The following is a 16,525-nucleotide window of genomic DNA, read 5'->3' as shown; positions in this document are numbered from 1 at the left end:
GTGACGGCAAGATGAGCGTCGGCCCTGACATCGTCGACCTCTTCGTCATCGGCGGCGGCGTCAACGGCGCCGGCATCGCGCGCGACGCCGCCGGCCGCGGGCTTTCCGTCATCCTGTGCGAAAAGGACGATCTCGCCGAAGGCACCAGCTCGCGCTCGGGCAAGCTCGTCCATGGCGGTCTGCGCTACCTCGAATATTACGAATTCCGCCTGGTGCGCGAGGCGCTGATCGAGCGCGAGGTGCTGCTGGAATCGGCGCCGCACATCATCTGGCCCATGCGCTTCGTGCTGCCGCACAGCCCGGACGACCGGCCGGCATGGCTGGTGCGGCTCGGCCTCTTCCTCTACGACCATCTCGGCGGCCGCAAGCGGCTGCCCGCCACCCGGACGCTCGATCTGCGCACAGCGCCCGAGGGGGCGCCGATCAAGGACGGCTTCAAGCGCGGTTTTGAATATTCGGACTGCTGGGTCGACGATGCCCGCCTCGTCGTCATCAATGCGCTCGACGCCGCCGAACGGGGAGCGAAGGTCCTCACCCGCACCGCCTGCACCGCGGCCCGCCGCGAGGGCGGCCTCTGGGTTGTCGAGATGCGCGACGTCAGGACCGGCATCAAAACCAGTGTACGGGCCCGCGCGCTGATCAATGCCGCCGGCCCTTGGGTCAACGACATCGTCAACCGCGTTGCCGGCCAGAACTCCAGGCGCAATGTCCGCCTCGTCAAGGGCAGCCATATCGTCGTACCCAAATTTTGGGAGGGAAGGCAGGCTTATCTCGTCCAGAACAACGACAAGCGCGTCATTTTCATCAATCCGTACCAGAACGATCTGGCCTTGATCGGAACCACCGATATCCCCTACGAGGGCCGGCCCGAGGATGTGAGAGCGGATGAGAGCGAGATCGATTACCTCATCAAAGTGGTCAACCGCTATTTCAAGCGCGGCCTTGCGCGGGGCGACGTGGTCCATTCGTTCTCCGGTGTCCGGCCGCTCTATGACGACAATGCCGACAATCCGAGCGCGGTGACGCGCGACTATATTTTCGAACTCGACGCGCCGGACGCGCAGGCGCCGCTGCTCTCCGTCTTCGGCGGCAAGATCACCACCTTCCGCAAACTCGCCGAGCATGCGCTGGACAGGATCGCACCGTTCTTTCCCCGCATGGGCAAAGCGTGGACCGCGAAGGCGCATCTGCCGGGCGGCGACATCGCCAATGCCGACTTCGAACAGTTTCTTGGCAGCCTCGCAAACGAGTATCCATGGATGCCGGCATCGCTGCTCAAGCATTACGGCCGGCTCTACGGCACCAGGACGCGGTCCGTGGTCGGCGGCGCCCGATCGCTCGCCGTACTTGGGCGGTGCTTCGGCAAGGATTTCTTCGAGCGCGAGGCGAACTACCTCTTCGAACAGGAATGGGCTGAAGACGCGGCCGACATTCTCGAACGGCGCACCAAGCATGGCCTGCATTTGTCCGCCGAGGAGAAGGCGGCCTTCGAGCATTGGTGCGCGAGCCGGCAGGCGAGGGCAGGCTGATGGCGCTCATTGCCCCTGTTCCGCGCCAGCGTTGAAGGGATCGCGACCTTGCCTTTCACGCTCTCCCTCAACACCAATCCGCTGGTCAACCGCTTCGCCGAGCCGGACGATCTGATCGATACCGTCGCCTATGAGATCGGCATTCGCGACGTTCAGCTCACGCATGAATTCGTCAACCCAGGCTGGCCGGCGGCGACGATCGTCAAGTTCGTCCGCCTGTACCGCAACGCCTTGAATCGCACCGGCGTGCGCGTCACCTCCGGCATGACCGGCCCCTATGGCCGGCTTAACCATTTCGGCCATCCGGATGCCGATGTGCGCCGCTACTATGTCGACTGGTTCAAGACGTTCGCCGATATCTCGGCCGAGCTTGGCGCCGACGGCATGGGCACGCAGTTCGCCATCTTCACGCATCGGGACTATGACGACCCCGCCCGTCGCGCCAGGCTGTTCGACATCGCGCTGGACTGCTGGCGCGAGGTCGCCGAGCACGCCCGGGCGGCAGGCCTGACTTATCTATTCTGGGAGCCGATGTCGGTTGGTCGCGAATTCGGCCACACCATCGAGAATTGCCGGATGCTGCAGGAGGCGATCGACGCGGCCGGCATGGCCATTCCGCTGGAGATGATGGTCGACATCGACCATGGCGACGTCACTTCCTCCAATCCGGCCGACATCGATCCCTATGCCTGGGCCGAAGCTTTCCCTCTGAAGTCGCCGATCATCCACATCAAGCAATCGTCGATGAACAAGGGCGGCCATTGGCCATTCACCGCGGCCTACAACAAGGACGGCCGCATCACGCCTGAGAAGCTGCTGGAGACGGTGCGACGCGGCGGCGGCACCGACAACGAAATCTGCCTCGAACTATCCTTCCGCGAGCGCGAGCCGGTCGACCATCAGGTGGTCGCCATGATCCGCGAGTCGGTCGACTTCTGGGCACCGTTCATCGAGACCGGCAGGCCTGGCCTGCTGCCGAAAGCCGGATAGAGATCGGACAGGAGTCCACGTGGCTCCTGTCCATGAAATGCAACCCGATCGAACTCAGGCGAATTTCGGATCGAGACTGCCCGACTTGTAGCGCTTGGCCATGTCCGAAACCGGCAGCGGCTTGATCTTCGGCGCATTGCCGGCGGTGCCGAACTGCTCGAAGCGCTCCTTGCAGAGCTTCCTCATCGCCGCCATCGCCGGCGTCAGATATTTGCGCGGATCGAACTCGCTGGGATTTTCGGTCAGCACCTTGCGGATCGCGCCGGTCAGCGCCATGCGGTTGTCGGTGTCGATGTTGATCTTGCGCACGCCATGCTTGATGCCGCGCTGGATCTCCTCCACCGGGACACCCCAGGTCGGCTTCATCTGGCCGCCATATTTGTTGATGATCTCCTGCAGGTCCTCCGGCACCGAGGATGAGCCGTGCATGACCAGATGCATGTTCGGCAAGCGGCGGTGGATCTCCTCGATCACGTTCATCGCCAGCACCGCGCCGTCGGGCTTGCGCGAGAATTTATAGGCGCCGTGGCTGGTGCCCATGGCCACCGCCAGCGCATCGACATGGGTGTCGCGCACGAACTGTTCGGCCTGCACCGGATCGGTCAGGAGCTGGTCGTGGCTGATCGCGCCTTCGACGCCGTGGCCGTCTTCCTGCTCGCCGCCGCCGCTCTCGAGCGAGCCCAGCACGCCGATCTCGCCTTCCACCGACACGCCGCCCCAATGCGCCATGTCGACGACGCGCCGTGTGATACCGGAATTATAGGCATAGTCGGCCGGCGACTTGCCGTCTTCCGTGAGCGAGCCGTCCATCATCACCGAGGTAAAGCCGTGCTGGATCGCGGTGACGCAGGTGGCTTCGTTGTTGCCATGGTCGAGATGCATGCAGACCGGGATGTCGGGATGGATCTCGACCAGCGCGTCGATCAGCTTGGCCAGCACCACGTCATTGGCATAGGCACGGGCGCCGCGGCTCGCCTGCAGGATGACCGGGGACTTAGTCTCCTCGGCAGCCTCCATGATGGCGAGGCCCTGTTCCATGTTGTTCATGTTGAAGGCCGGCACGCCATAGCCGTATTCGGCGGCGTGATCGAGCAATTGTCTCAGTGTGATGCGAGCCAACGATTAGTCTCCCGTATCTGGTTTCGAACCTGTGGTTGCGGGCCGCCCGCGCATCGTTCAGCCCACCGATGCTTCTGGCCGGAATCCTGCGCAACCGCAACCGTGACAGACCGTCCCGGCAGCAATTCTTGTTACAGCGGCGTGATAAAAGCCGGCGAAATATCCCACGGAAATATCTCATTATCACAAAAAACATGATACTTACGCGATCATATCTGTTATATCTTCGCTCGATCAAGGAGCCAGGGGTTCTGCGTTGGCGGGTCGGCGAGAATGAAGAGCGACAACAGACGCCAAGGGATCATGGACTTCCTGGTGGACGCCGGCGCGGCGAGCGTCGACGATCTTGCCTCCCGCTTTGGCGTATCCAGGATGACCGTGCATCGCGACCTCGACGAGCTCGAGGAGAGCGGTTTGCTGCGCAAGGTGCGCGGCGGCGCGTCGATTCAGCCGAGCAGCCTGTTTGAAAGCGATTTTCGCTTCCGGCAGAAGCAGGCGATCGGGGAAAAACAGCGCCTTGCGGCGGCGGCCGTGACCATGATCGAACCCGGCCAGACGGTCATCATCGACGACGGCTCGACCGCGGGCGGTATCGCGCGGTATCTCGCCGATTTCAGGCCACTGACGGTGATCACCAACAACCTCGCCGTCATCCAAGATCTGGCCGGTGCCGCAGGCATCAACATGATCGCGCTGGGCGGCCAGTACTCGAAGAAATTCCACGGCTTCTTCGGGCTGCTCGCCGAGGCTTCGCTGCGGTCGCTGCGCGCCGACGTCGCCTTCCTGTCGTCGTCCGCCATCCATGGCGCCTCCGCCTTCCATCAGGACCAGGAAGTGGTGCAGGCCAAGCGACTGATGATGGCCGCCGCGACACGCAAATATCTGCTTGTCGATCACGGCAAGTTTGGCCGCAGCGCTCTGCATTTCCTGACCGATCTCAAGGCATTCGACGCCGTCTTCACCGGGCGCGAGCCGGGGCCCGGAATGCAAGACACACTGGATGCGGCCGGCGTCTCGCTCACGGTGGTCGCCGACAAGGATTGAGGATCAAGGAGTGTACGCGTGGTTTACTGGGTCGGTACAAGCTGGAAGATGAACAAGACGCTCGCCGAGGCGCTTGATTTTGCGGGCGCACTGGCCGGCTTCGTGGCGGGTTTCGACGATCGCATCCAGCCTTTCGTCGTCCCGCCTTTCACGGCGGTACGCGAGGTCGGGCAGGCGCTGTTGGCGACGCGCATCAAGGTCGGCGCGCAGAACATGCATTGGGCCGACGCCGGCGCCTGGACCGGCGAGATCTCGCCGGTGATGCTGAACGATTGCGGCCTAGACCTGGTCGAACTCGGCCACAGCGAAAGGCGCGAGCACTTCGGCGAGACCGACCGCACGGTCGGGCTGAAGACGGCGGCAGCGGTCAAGCACGGACTGATACCGCTGATCTGCGTCGGCGAGACGCTGGCCGAGCGCGAAAGCGGCAAGGCCGATGAGGTACTGACCAGCCAGGTCGAGGGCGCACTGCGATTCATCGAGGGCGGGGCCAGGGAAGCAAAAATCCTGTTCGCCTACGAGCCGGTCTGGGCGATCGGCGACAAGGGCATTCCGGCCAGTTCCGACTATGCCGACAAGCAGCAGGCGCTGATCAAGAAGGTCGCCGGCGGTCTGCTGCCGACCGTGCCGCCGGTGCTCTATGGCGGGAGCGTCAATCCGGGCAATGCCGCGGAACTGATCGCCCAGCCCAACATCGACGGCCTGTTCATCGGCCGCTCGGCCTGGCAGGCCGAAGGCTACATCGACATCCTGCGCCGCGCGTCGGCCGCCATCTGAATCATCGAACCCGAAAGGACAAAAAATGAAAATAGCCATTGGAGCCGACAGCGCTGGCAAGCCGCTGCTCGACGTCATATCAGCGCATCTGGCGACCAAGCCGGGGCTCACCGTCAGCGACCTCAGCCAGGCCGGCTTTTATGCCGACCTGTCACGGAAACTTGCCCAGACGATCGTCGACGGCGAGAACGATCGTGGCATCCTGTTCTGCGGCACCGGCATCGGCGTCTCGATCTCGGCCAACAAGGTGCCGGGCATCCGCGCCGCACTCACCCACGACACCTATTCGGCCGAACGCGCGGCGAAATCCAATAATGCCCAGATTATCACCATGGGCGCCCGCGTCATCGGCCCGGAACTGGCCAAGGCCATTGTCGATACCTGGCTGGCCTCGGAGTTCGACGAGAAGGGACCGTCGGCCGGCAACGTCGAGGCGATCAACAAGCTCGACACGGCGAAGAGCTAAGCGAGACTGTCGCGCATCGCGCCGATGACGGTGACGGCCGAAGCCGCACCGGGATCGATATGGCCGAGCGAGCGCTCGCCGAGCCGCGACGAGCGGCCCTTGGCGGCAATCATGTCCTTGGTCGATTCCGCGCCGCGCTCGGCGGCGGCAAAAGCTGCCTGGAGGCTTTCGGCAAGGTTCTTTCCTGCTGCATTGCTGGCGCCGGCTGCTTCCGCCGCCGGTTGCCAGGCGTCGACCATTGTCTTTTCGCCGGTTTCGGCCTTGCCGCGATCCTTGATGCCTTGCGCCATGGCCTGCAGCAGCGCGACGACATCGGCATCCGCCAGCGTCGCCTTGCCCTTGACGGCGGCGGCGGCGCGCATGAAGGCGGTGGCATAGAGCGGGCCGCAGGACGCGCCGACCGCATTGAGGAATGATTTCGCCGCGGTGTTGAGGAGCGCGGTCGGCTCGGCCGCCGCAAGGTCGAGCGACGCCAGCGCATCGCGCACGGCGTTGAACCCCAGCGCCATGGCAATGCCATGGTCGGCGTCGCCGATGACGCCGTCGAGCTGGCAAAGCCGGTCCCTGTCGGCTTCCATCGCCACCGCGATCGCATCGAACATTCTTTTCAGGTCGAACGCAGCGATGGTCATGGAGCGGTCCTCAGCCGGCACGGAACATGGCGCAGTCGCAGGGGTGGTCGAGCATCGCCTGCAATTCTTCGTCGAGATGGAAAAGCGTCACCGAAGCGCCGGCCATTTCCAGCGACGTGCAGTAATTGCCGACCCAGGTCGCGTGGATGGAAACGCCGATGGCGTCGAGCCTCTGCTTGACCCGGCGGTTCATGATGTAGAGCTCCATCAGCGGCGTCGATCCCAGCGAATTGATCAGCACCGCGACCTTGTCGCCGCGCTTCGGCGCCATCTCGGCGAAAATCTTGTCGAGCATCTCGTCGGTGATTTCGTCGGCGGTCCCGAGCTTGCCGCGGGCGATGCCGGGTTCGCCATGAATGCCCATGCCGATTTCCATCTCGTCGGCGCCGATCTCGAAATTCGGCCGCCGGGTCTGCGGCAGCGAGCAGGGCGACAGCGCCACGCCCATGGTGAAGGTGTGGTCGTTGGCCTTGCGCGCGACGCGCTCGACCTCGTCGAGGGAGAGCATCAGGTCGCAGGCGGCACCGGCCGCCTTGAAGATGAAGAAATTACCGGCGACTCCACGGCGCTTCCGCCGCTCGTCACGCGGCGCGGAGGCGACGTCGTCGGTGGTCAGCACCGTGCGCACCTCGATGTCGTCCATGGCGGCCATTTCGGCGGCCATGTCGAAATTCATCACGTCGCCGGCATAGTTGCCGTACATGAAGAGCACGCCGGCGCCGCCGCTGACCGCCTTGGCGCATGCCAGGATCGGATCGGGCGGCGGCGAGGCAAAGACGTTGCCGACAGCCGCCGCGTCCGCCAGCCCCTTGCCTACAAAGCCGAGAAAGGTCGGCTCGTGGCCGGAGCCGCCGCCGATCACCAGCCCGACCTTGCCGGGCCGTGGTCCGTCGCGGGCGATGATCGAGCGCGGGCTGCCGTCCACGCTTGTGAGATGGCGAGGATGCGCGGCGAGGATCCCTTCGAGCATTTCGTCGACGGCACGGTTGCCGTCATTGATGATCTTCTTGGTCTGCACCGGCATCCTCCCGAACTCGGTATTTTCCGGGATACTACAGCCCGTTACCGGGATTTCCACCCCGGCAGCGGCGCTTCAGGCCGCGATCTTTTCCCGCGCGGCGAGTATCTGCACACAGGCGTTGGCCGCTTCCTTGCCCTTGACCGTGAAATGCTCGAAGAAGAAGCGATGATGCTCGGCGCTGTCGTGAAAATTGTGCGGCGTCAGCACCGCCGAAAGCACGGGCACGCCGGTCGAGAGCTGCACGTTCATTATGCCGTCGATAACGGCGTTGGCGACGAAGTCGTGCCGGTAGATGCCGCCATTGACGACGAATGCCGTGCCGAGGATCGCGGCGTAGCGGCCGGTGCCGGCGAGCGTCTTGGCATGGAGCGGAATCTCGTAGGCGCCAGGCACGTCGAAGATGTCGACGGCAAAGCGTCCGCCGCCAATCTCGGCCAGTTCCGCCCCAAAGGCTTGCACACACTGGTCGACGATGTCGGCATGCCAGCGCGCCCTGATGACGGCAATGCGGGTTGTTTCATAGTCTTTGTGGGAATGCTGATTCATGGGTCCATCCTTCCGTTTCGAACCAGAATCAGGACGCACGATACGAAATCCGGCCCGCCGGGGCGGTCCGTCTCCCGTTTCGTTCTCTTTCATCCGGACTCTAACCGTCGGCTCCGGAATCACACCGGATCTGCTGACCTCTCCGATACCGGAAAGCGCTCGCGGGCTTCGGCCGAGACCGTTACCGCCGGTGGGGACTTTCACCCCGCCCTGAGAACATTGACGCGCTTTGTATGGAAGGCAGGGGTGCCGGTGTCAACTACGCGAAAGTCCGCTGGCCAATCACGTTGTACCGGCTGGAGCAATGCCAGGAGGAAGGTTCTATCGGGTGCGCCATGCCGCCGCGCCAGCGGCAATCAGCATCAGCAAGGCCGCGACCGCCGCGCATGTGGCGAAGCCGAAGCCGGAATAGAGCGGCCCGAAGCCGGTGGTGCCGACGAACACCGCGAGGTAGGTCACCGCGCTGTTCAGCCCCATGATCGTGCCCCGCCGCGACGGATCGAGCGCCGACAGGCGCATCACCAGCACGTTCAGCCCGAAATGATTGGCAAGTCCCCAGGCCGCGACCATGGCGAGCGTCAAGCCATAGCTGTCGCTGGTCGAGGCGATCGCCACGTAGATCATGGCGACGAGAAGATAAGCGAAGGGCATGACGCGCCGGGCGCCCAGCCGGTCGATGATGCCGTCGAAGAGCGCCGCGGTGCCAAATCCCGCGCCATAGGCGAGGGCGGCCAGGCCATTGGCGCTGACCGGCTGCCCCAGCCCGCTGTGAAGGTGATCGCCGAGATAGCCATAGACGCCGTAAAAGGCGGTCATGAAAGCGCCGCAGGCAACCAGGAGGGGCACAATGCCGGGAATGTTCAACGCGGCCAGCGGGGCGGGTGCCGGTCCGGCCTTCCTGACATCCGGGAGCGACGATGCGCTCAAGCCGCCGAGCGCCAGGGCGGCCAGCACGGCCACGGCGACAAAGACGGCGCGCCAGTGCACGAGATCGGCGAGCACCGCCGACAGCGAAACGCCGGCCACCATGCTGAGCGTCCATCCGGTCAGCACCACGCCGATCGTGCCGCTTTCCCGCCCGGGCGGGGCGATGGCCGCGGCACTGGCATAGATTGCCGGCATGGCGACGCCGGCGGCGATCCCAGCGACAAGCTGCGCGGCAACCAGCGCGCTCACCGTCGGCGCGGCCGCGCTGGCGACCAAGGCCAATGCCAGCAGCAGCAAGGCCGCCTGCAACATCCGCCGCGCGCCGAGCCGGTCGATATGGCGTGCCAGGAACAGGGCGCTCGCCGATGTGCCGAGGCCGAACGCGGCCGCCGCCATCATCACCATGGGAACGCTGGTCGAGAACGACACGGCAACTGCCGGAGCGATCGGGCCCAGCACCAGCGAATTCGAGCCGATCACGGCGATGCACCCGGTCAAGAGATAGGCGAGGGCCGGGATGGGCGGCCTGGTGTCCGCGCCCAAGGCTGTAGCTTGATCGTTGTTCGACATATCATCATAATGGCCGTATTAAATTCCGTGACAATCGGGAATACCGCTATGGATGAAGAAACAGATGGCATTCCGCGGAACAGGCCGGCGGCCCGGGATGTCGACGCGACCGACCGAAAAATATTAGGCGTTCTGGTCGACGACGCGACCGTCAGCTATGCCGAGCTCGGCGATCGCGTCGGCCTGTCGCCGCCGGCCGCGCATGAGCGCGTCAAGCGGCTTCGGCGCAGCGGCGCCATTCGCAACACGGCCGCCATCATCGATCCCAACGCGGTGCGAAAGCCTCTACTCACCTTCGTCCACATCGACACCAGCGGCTGGGGCAAGACCCCTGAACTGATGGCGATCTCGGAATATCCCGAAGTCGAGGAGATCCACACCGTCGCCGGCGATACATGCGTATTGCTCAAGGTGCGCACCGAGGACACCAAGGCGCTCGAAGGCCTGCTGTTGCGTCTCTACGAGACACCCGGCGTCACCTCGACGCGCAGCTACGTGGTTCTGGCGACCTATCTCGAACGGCCGGTGCAACCCGGCATCACGGCGCAGTGGCCGACGCCGAAGCACATGGGCAAGCCGCTTTATTGAACGGCCTGGGTCGTCGCCTAGCTTCCCAGCCGGATCGTCTCGAAATAGTCGTCGGTGCCAACCTGGCCGCCTTTCAGCGCGATCTCAAGACCGTCGATTTCACCGCCGCCATGGGCCACACAGAGCGGTGATCCCGGCGATTGCGGCAGCGGCATGCGCACGGTCAGCGCGTCGATGGCCAATTGTCCGAGTGCGTGGCTGGACGTATCGCCACCGGCGATCACCGCGCGCTTGAGTTTCTGCTCGGCGATCAGACGGCGCAGGATGGTCCCCAGCGCCCGCCCGAGCGTGTTCCGGGCGCCCTCGATTCGGTCGATCTCGGCGCCGCGATCGGCCTGCGGACCAAGCGCGGTGTAGAGGACGACGCTGTGGCCCTTGGCAAGGCTCGCCAGCCCGGCCGCGACCGCCTGCTCGATCGCTTCGCCGGCGCCTTCGCGGACCAGTCGCATCGCATCCATCTCAATACCCTCGAACCCGTGGGCGAGTGCGTGGCGGATTTGCTTTTCCGTGGTTGGGGAGACGCTGCCCGACACAACGGCGAGCCGATCCACCGGACCGGGCGATGGGAATGCCGCATGCCCCGACACGATGCCTTTGGCGGCCCACGCGGCAAGCAAGGCATATTCGGCGCCGGATGATCCGACGACAAAACCATGGCCCTTTTCATGGATGCGCCAGAGTTGCTCGCCGACTCGCTGCTGAGTCCGGAGGCTATCGACGTCGAACAGCACGATGTCCTTGTCTCGCAGGATCTGATCGACCGTTTGCGAGAGATTGTCCGCCTGCAACGTCGCCAGGTTGACCAAGCCGGAACCGAGGCTGGTCTGGCGCGAAAGGTGGACGAGCAGGTCGGCCTCGTCCATCGGCGTCACCGGATGCCTGCTCATCACCGGATGCCGGTCGATGCGGAAAAACGCGCCGCGGAATGCCGCGAAGAGATTGCCGAAGGCCGTGTAGCGCTTGAGCTGCGGCGCCCCGACCACCATAGATCGGAAGAGCACACGTCTGAACTCNCAGACGTGTGCTCTTCCGATCTTTTGAGCCATTCGAAGGCCGGCGTCAGGTTTTCCTCCATCCATTGCGGCGTTTCGCTTCGGCTGGTGCCCGCTAATCCAACCGCGCGGCAATGCGAAAATCGCGCCAGCAAGGACGGGTCGGGCTGGCGCATGAACAGCACCGTCGGCACGCCGCCGAGCTCAAGCGCCTCCATGACATCAGTTGAACCGGTGAGGTCGTCGCCATAATAACTGAGGAGCAGGTTTTGCACGGCCATGCTCATGCTGTCTTGCCGTCGCCGAACTTTTCGATCGATCGGGCCAGTTCGATGTGATCGCGGGCATAATCCGCCAGCGCAATGCCCTCGACCGCGGCCTGCCAGGCTTGCAGCACGGCCCGCACGCCGGCGCCGGGCCCGTCCGGATGGCTGACGATGCCGCCGCCGCAGAGGTAGAGGAGGTCGACCGTGCGGCCGGTTCGCTCATAGGTTTCGGGTGCCTGGCCGCCCCATTGGCCGGAGCAGGCCACGGGCAGCGCGCAATCGTCTGATGAAAACAGCGGCGTGGTCACCGCCTCGAAAGAGCGGATGAAAGAATCGTCCGGCTCCCAATATTTCGAGCCGATGCCGTTGATCTGGAACTGGTCGACGCCCAGCAGCCGCCAGAATTGCTGCCAGACCTTGAAGTCCATGCCGAGGCCGGGGTGGCGAGTGAGGATGTCCCAGCCATTGCGGTGGGCATGCAGCACCAGGCCGGAGCGCTTCCTCAGATAAGCCATGCCGCCGAAGCCAATGGAGTTGATGTTGACGACCGCGCAATTGCCGCCGGCTTCGAGCACGAGATCGTGGTTGCGCATCATCTCGTCGGGATCGGCATGCGAGATGCCGAAGGCATACATCACCTTCTTGCCGGTCTTCTGCTCATTGTCGAGAATTCTTGGCATGATCGCCTTCACCCGCTCCGCCAGCGGCGAATAGGCCGGGCTCATCAGCTTCTCGTCGTCCTTGATGAAATCGACGCCGGCCTCGATCAGTTCTCCCACCATAGCTGCTGTCTCGTGTGGCCTGAGACCCAGCGCCGGTTTGACGATGGTGCCGATGATCGGGCGGCCCTCGACACCGGTTAGCCCGCGGCTGCCCGCAACGCCGAATTGTGGACCCGGATGGGCGCCCCGATACTGTTCCGGCAGCTTCATGTCGATGACGCGGATGCCGGACAGGCCCCTGATCGAAAAGGTGCCGCCGATGGCGATGGTCATCAGTGCCGACAGGTCGGTGCCGATGGCGTCAAAGGGGAAGCCGATATCGACATCGGCGCGCCGGAAAGGGCCGCTGCCGGATCCCGGGAGAGAGGGTTGCGCGGCATCCGGCAGGTGCCGGATCGCCAGAACGCGCGCCGCCACGCGCGCCTTCAGCTCCTCGGTCTCGCCCGGCAGCGCGACGAAGGTGCCGGTCGACTGGTCGCTGGCGATCTTGGCGGCTAGCGCCTCGATGCTGCCAGGGGTTTCGATGCGATAGGTAAGCGTGATCATGGTCGGTCGGCCGCTCGAAAAGGTTCGAAAAAAGTTTCGTCGCGCAGGAAGTCTGGTATAATGAGTACATAAGCATTGCAAGAGATATCCGAGCTCGGCAGGACTGGTGGGCTGCGGCAAAGCTGGAGCGAACCGCTCCAGGCGCGGGCATTCCGGTAATCCTGCCGGGAATGCTAAACAGGAACCGGGCCAGGGAGTGATTCGTCACGATGAACCGTTCGGAGCCGATCGTCCGGCGCAAACTTTCCGACGAAGTCTTTGCAAGACTGAAGCGGCTGATCACCAGCGGCGAACTGCAGCCGGGCAACGACATGCCGTCCGAGCGCGAGTTGATGGAGCGCTTCGAGGTCGGCCGGCCGGCGATCCGCGAGGCCATGCAGGCGCTGAGCAACATGGGGCTCGTCGCCATTTCGCATGGCGAGCGCGCCAAGGTGCTGCAACTCACCGCCAAGTCGATCATCAAGCAGGTCGACGGCGCGGCCAAGATCATCCTGTCCTCGTCCAGGGACACGCTGGAGCACCTGAAGACCGCGCGCATCTTCTTCGAGCGCGGCATGGTCAGGGAAGCCGCGGAAAAGGCCAAATCAGAAGATGTGCAATTGCTGAAGGCGACCGTGGCCGAGCAGCGCGCCGCGCGCGGCGATTCCGAAGCCTTCATCTCCGCCGACATGAAATTCCATACCCAGATCGCGTCCATTTCAGGCAATCCGATCTATGTCGCCGTCAGCGAAGCCACGCTGGGGTGGCTGAAGGAATACCACACCGAAATGCTGATCTGGACCGGCAAGGAAAAATACACGCTGACCGAGCATCAAGAGATCATCGACCGCATCGAGCACGGGGATGCCGACGGCGCCGAGAAGGCGATGATCAAGCACCTCGAGCGCTCGCGTGCGCTCTATGTGATGAATTCCGAGAAGTAACCGATCCTGGTGATCGCATAGGGCGGCATTTCGAGATCGCCCTGGCCAAGCGCGGAAGCGTCGACCCGCATGTCGTTCGGTGTCAGGTTCGCCAGCCAGACGATGGTCTCGCCCGAGGCGGAGCGGCCGGCCAGCGCCAGGACCCGCGTCTCGTCGCTCGTCGTGGCGGAAACATGCGTCAGCCCGGCCAACTCACAAAGCCCTTTGATGGCCTGGAAAATCGGCCGGGGCGATCCCTCTGCGACGGGTTCGCCCGATCCCGCGACCACGCCGAACGGTCCGGCGAAACTGGACAGTGTCAGCATCTCCAGTCCCGCCGGCGCGACGCGCGCGGCATAGCCGATCGTCCATGCGGCGGCGAACTGCGCAGCGTGGCGCGGGTCGCGGTTCGCCATGGCGATGCGCTGCCCCTGAGGATTGTCCTTGGTCGCGCCGCCATACGGGTTCTGGCGCATGGCAATCGTCGATGGTCCGATCCGGTACGGCTTTGTCCCGAAGATCGCCCGCGTGGACCGGGTGATAAAGGGCAACGCCTCCAGAGACTGCATCACGCTGAGATCGTCGGCGGCATGTACGAGTGGACAGGTGCAGTGGGTGATGAAGTCGAGCTGGCCGGCTGGAACGCGCTTGCGGTTGAGCTCGGTGAAATAGCTGAACATCCCGCCGCCGAGGCGGAGGCCGGGAAAGGCGCGGCGGGCGGCCGCGTAGACGTCCTCGAGCGGTGGGCATGCCGGCCAGGCACTGCCGGGCGGCGTCGACTGGCGGTCGACGGCAGGCGACACCGCGATGGCGTCAAGCCGCAGGCCTGCCAGGCGCACCATGTCGGCGACCTCGGAAAGTTCAGCGTCCAGATCGCCTGCGCAAGCGACCACGCATTCCAGCGTCGTCGAAACAGGATAAGCGGCGGCGAGTCGGGCGTGGGCGCGTAGCGCATCGATGCCGTGGCCGCGCGTCGGGTCGAAGTGGAAAAGCAGTTGCCGGGGACCGAACCCTCGCAGCAACGGCAGATCGGCAAGTGTGGCCTCGACATCCTCGGGATAGACCATGATGCCGATATCAGGCAGCTGCGCGCCGGCTTGCCCAAGCTCGACGCGGACCGGTTCGGCCGGCGCCGCCGAGGCAGGCACACTGGCATCGCCGGTGATGCGCAGGCTGATCGTCTGGCGCAACGCCTGCCTTGCCGGCAGCACATAGGGCCATGGCAGCGCCAGCGGCCGCACATAGGTTTTGTAGGAGGCGTCGGACCAGTTGCGCTGGTCTTCCATCTCGAATGTGTCGCCTTTCATCCGGCATTCGGCGAAAACGCCGGGCCGTACCTGATGCGTGATGGCGCGCAAATCCTTGAACGGCTGCCAGGGGTCGATCAGATCGGGGAGTTCCGTCTCGACCACGCTGCCGTCGGTGTGCTCGACCGTCACCGGGCTGCCGGCGAGGCCGGCGATCGGGTGCAGGATGCAGAAGCCGCAGCGATTGGTTTCGAAATCCCTCTCCGGCAATGCGGTCACATGGAAAACCAGCCTGCCGTCGGCGGAGCCTTCGATCGTGGCGTGGAAGCCGAGCCGGCTGCCGTCCGGACCAAGGCAGCTTGCCGCGTAGGTGACGGAGAAGCGGTCGCCCTTCTGGTCGATGGTAACGTCCGTCAGGTCAGGCTCATAGGTGCCCCAGTCGCGGTCGCGCACGATGTAAGCTATGGCACGCAGTACTTCGGTGCCGCCGTGGCGGATGGTGCGCAAATTGCCGTTGTCCAGTTCCGCGCTCAATGCACCCGCACGCAGCGTGACCGGCTTTGGCTCGGCCGCGCGCGTGCCGTAGAGCTGGAAAGCGTCCGCCTTCATCTGAGCAGCGCGTCGATCTGCACCGGTTCTCGACTGGCGGCACCGGCATAGGCGGCCTCGACCAGGGCGAATGTCTTGAGATTGTCCGCGCCTGAAGTCGCCGGTTCCTGGCCTGATGCAAGGCAGTCGACCCAGTGCTGCTGGATGGCGGCGACGCTTTCCTGGATATTGTGCCAAGGCCGTGAGGCCCAGGGCAGCAGCGGCGGCGAGACGTCGCTCACCTTGGTTCCGCTCTTGCCGGTGACGGTCAGCCGGTAGCCTTGCGCCAGCCGGATCGTGCCGTCGCTGCCGTCGAGTTCGATGAGCGTCTCCGGGAACGGCTCCACGGCAAGCTTGGTCGCATAACTGCAATCGACCACCGAGGTGGCGCCGCCAGCGTGGTCCATGAGGATCGTGGCGACATCCTCGCCGGCGATGGCCGGGTTGATGCGTTTGGTCCGCGCGGTCAGGCTCGACACGTCGCCGAGCAGGAAGCGGGCGATATCGAGGATATGGATGCCGAGGTCCTCGATGATGAAGCGCTTGCCCGTCGCGAGATAGGGCTGGCCGGAGAACACATCATAGCCGGAGCGGAAGGAGATGCGGCCGAAGAAAGGCGTGCCGATCTCGCCGCTGTCGAGCACGGCGCGCACCGCCTGGATCGGCGACTGCCAGCGAAAGTTTTCGTGGACCATCAGCGGGACGCCGGCATCCGCGCAAGCCTTCACCATCGCCTTGGCGTCGCCCAGCGTTGGCGCGAACGGTTTCTGGCAAATCACCGGAACGCGGTTCTCCGCAGCCATCTCGACCAGCGCCCGATGGCTGCCGACCGTCGTGGCGACGTCGACGAAGTCGAGTTTCTCCGCTGCAAACATCGCTGCCGCGTCCGTGTAGCGCCGGGCCACGCCGAACTGGTCGCCGACGAGCCTGAGCCGCTCCGGGTCCCGGTCGCAGATGGCGACGATCGAGACGCCTTCGATGTCACGCCAGGCATGCATCTGGTTGACGGCGAAGAAGCCGCAGCCGATAAGCGCTCCACTTAAACCCGCCATG

15 protein-coding genes and 1 riboswitch are annotated in these 16,525 nt (G+C 64.5%); of the genes, 7 read left to right on the top strand and 8 right to left on the bottom strand.

All coding sequences use genetic code 11. From position 1 onward, the window contains the following. Positions 1 to 11 precede the first annotated feature (11 nt). Both X739_RS153080 and X739_RS153085 read left to right on the top strand, forming a co-directional pair. Entirely contained in the window at positions 12 to 1,529 is a 1,518-nt protein-coding gene (locus X739_RS153080) for a glycerol-3-phosphate dehydrogenase (protein ID WP_023794637.1), read from the top strand. A gap of 48 nt (positions 1,530 to 1,577) precedes the next feature. Further along, positions 1,578 to 2,519 carry a TIM barrel protein gene (locus X739_RS153085; protein ID WP_023771105.1) on the top strand — a complete coding sequence of 314 codons (942 nt, stop codon included), beginning with the start codon at positions 1,578 to 1,580 and terminating at the stop codon, positions 2,517 to 2,519. Positions 2,520 to 2,573: 54 nt separating this feature from the next. On the opposite strand, the gene fba is transcribed toward X739_RS153085, so the two are convergent. Further along, positions 2,574 to 3,638 (bottom strand): class II fructose-bisphosphate aldolase, encoded by a 1,065-nt coding sequence (gene fba / locus X739_RS153090; protein ID WP_023771104.1) that lies wholly within the window; start codon positions 3,636 to 3,638, stop codon positions 2,574 to 2,576. Between the two features lie 273 nt (positions 3,639 to 3,911). Here fba and X739_RS153095 point away from each other — a divergent pair, with 273 nt between their 5' ends. From X739_RS153095 to X739_RS153105, 3 genes are read left to right on the top strand one after another with little or no spacing between them, the layout of a single operon-like run. Then, positions 3,912 to 4,682 carry a DeoR/GlpR family DNA-binding transcription regulator gene (locus X739_RS153095; RefSeq protein WP_023771103.1) on the top strand — a complete coding sequence of 257 codons (771 nt, stop codon included), beginning with the start codon at positions 3,912 to 3,914 and terminating at the stop codon, positions 4,680 to 4,682. 18 nt (positions 4,683 to 4,700) lie between these two features. Then, positions 4,701 to 5,459 (top strand): triose-phosphate isomerase, encoded by a 759-nt coding sequence (locus tag X739_RS153100; protein ID WP_023771102.1) that lies wholly within the window; start codon positions 4,701 to 4,703, stop codon positions 5,457 to 5,459. A 25-nt stretch (positions 5,460 to 5,484) separates the two neighbouring features. Then, on the top strand, positions 5,485 to 5,925 hold the full coding sequence (locus X739_RS153105; RefSeq protein WP_023771101.1) for an RpiB/LacA/LacB family sugar-phosphate isomerase: 441 nt from the start codon (positions 5,485 to 5,487) through the stop codon (positions 5,923 to 5,925). On the opposite strand, the gene dhaL is transcribed toward X739_RS153105, so the two are convergent. From dhaL to X739_RS153125, 4 genes are all read right to left on the bottom strand, one after another. Then, the gene (dhaL, locus tag X739_RS153110) at positions 5,922 to 6,557 is read right to left on the bottom strand and encodes a dihydroxyacetone kinase subunit DhaL (protein ID WP_023771100.1); all 636 of its coding nucleotides are present in this window, start codon (positions 6,555 to 6,557) and stop codon (positions 5,922 to 5,924) included. The genes X739_RS153105 and dhaL overlap by 4 nt on opposite strands. 10 nt (positions 6,558 to 6,567) lie before the next feature. Next, a complete protein-coding gene (locus tag X739_RS153115) occupies positions 6,568 to 7,581 on the bottom strand; it encodes a dihydroxyacetone kinase subunit DhaK (protein WP_198019187.1) in 1,014 nt (337 codons plus the stop codon). Between the two features lie 69 nt (positions 7,582 to 7,650). Continuing rightward, positions 7,651 to 8,124, bottom strand: coding sequence for a 6,7-dimethyl-8-ribityllumazine synthase (locus tag X739_RS153120; protein WP_023771098.1), 474 nt, complete (start codon positions 8,122 to 8,124; stop codon positions 7,651 to 7,653). Positions 8,125 to 8,201: 77 nt separating this feature from the next. Further along, positions 8,202 to 8,346, bottom strand: a riboswitch (FMN riboswitch). A gap of 99 nt (positions 8,347 to 8,445) precedes the next feature. Then, positions 8,446 to 9,621 carry an MFS transporter gene (locus tag X739_RS153125; protein ID WP_023771097.1) on the bottom strand — a complete coding sequence of 392 codons (1,176 nt, stop codon included), beginning with the start codon at positions 9,619 to 9,621 and terminating at the stop codon, positions 8,446 to 8,448. 48 nt (positions 9,622 to 9,669) lie between these two features. Between X739_RS153125 and X739_RS153130 the strand changes: the two genes are divergently transcribed. Further along, positions 9,670 to 10,209: an Lrp/AsnC family transcriptional regulator gene (locus tag X739_RS153130; protein ID WP_023771096.1), complete on the top strand. Its 540-nt coding sequence runs from the start codon at positions 9,670 to 9,672 to the stop codon at positions 10,207 to 10,209. Between the two features lie 1,275 nt (positions 10,210 to 11,484). Here the strand turns inward: X739_RS153130 and oiaX are convergent. Continuing rightward, positions 11,485 to 12,735 carry a 3-oxo-isoapionate-4-phosphate decarboxylase OiaX gene (oiaX, locus tag X739_RS153135; protein WP_023782255.1) on the bottom strand — a complete coding sequence of 417 codons (1,251 nt, stop codon included), beginning with the start codon at positions 12,733 to 12,735 and terminating at the stop codon, positions 11,485 to 11,487. A 209-nt stretch (positions 12,736 to 12,944) separates the two neighbouring features. Here oiaX and X739_RS153140 point away from each other — a divergent pair, with 209 nt between their 5' ends. Continuing rightward, entirely contained in the window at positions 12,945 to 13,658 is a 714-nt protein-coding gene (locus tag X739_RS153140; RefSeq protein ID WP_023794636.1) for a transcriptional regulator NanR, read from the top strand. Here X739_RS153140 and X739_RS153145 read toward each other — a convergent pair. Next, positions 13,634 to 15,493 carry a hypothetical protein gene (locus X739_RS153145; RefSeq protein ID WP_023771092.1) on the bottom strand — a complete coding sequence of 620 codons (1,860 nt, stop codon included), beginning with the start codon at positions 15,491 to 15,493 and terminating at the stop codon, positions 13,634 to 13,636. The two genes, X739_RS153140 and X739_RS153145, sit on opposite strands and share 25 nt — an antisense overlap. Further along, positions 15,490 to 16,524, bottom strand: coding sequence for a Gfo/Idh/MocA family oxidoreductase (locus X739_RS153150; RefSeq protein WP_023794635.1), 1,035 nt, complete (start codon positions 16,522 to 16,524; stop codon positions 15,490 to 15,492). The genes X739_RS153145 and X739_RS153150 overlap by 4 nt, the downstream gene beginning before the upstream one ends. Position 16,525: the final 1 nt, after the last annotated feature.

Origin of the sequence: Mesorhizobium sp. LNHC209A00, assembly GCF_000502915.1 — a bacterium.
In the GTDB taxonomy this organism is placed as follows: domain Bacteria; phylum Pseudomonadota; class Alphaproteobacteria; order Rhizobiales; family Rhizobiaceae; genus Mesorhizobium.
Note: the sequence above shows the minus strand (reverse complement) of the source record. Positions and strands in the feature narration are given on the sequence as shown.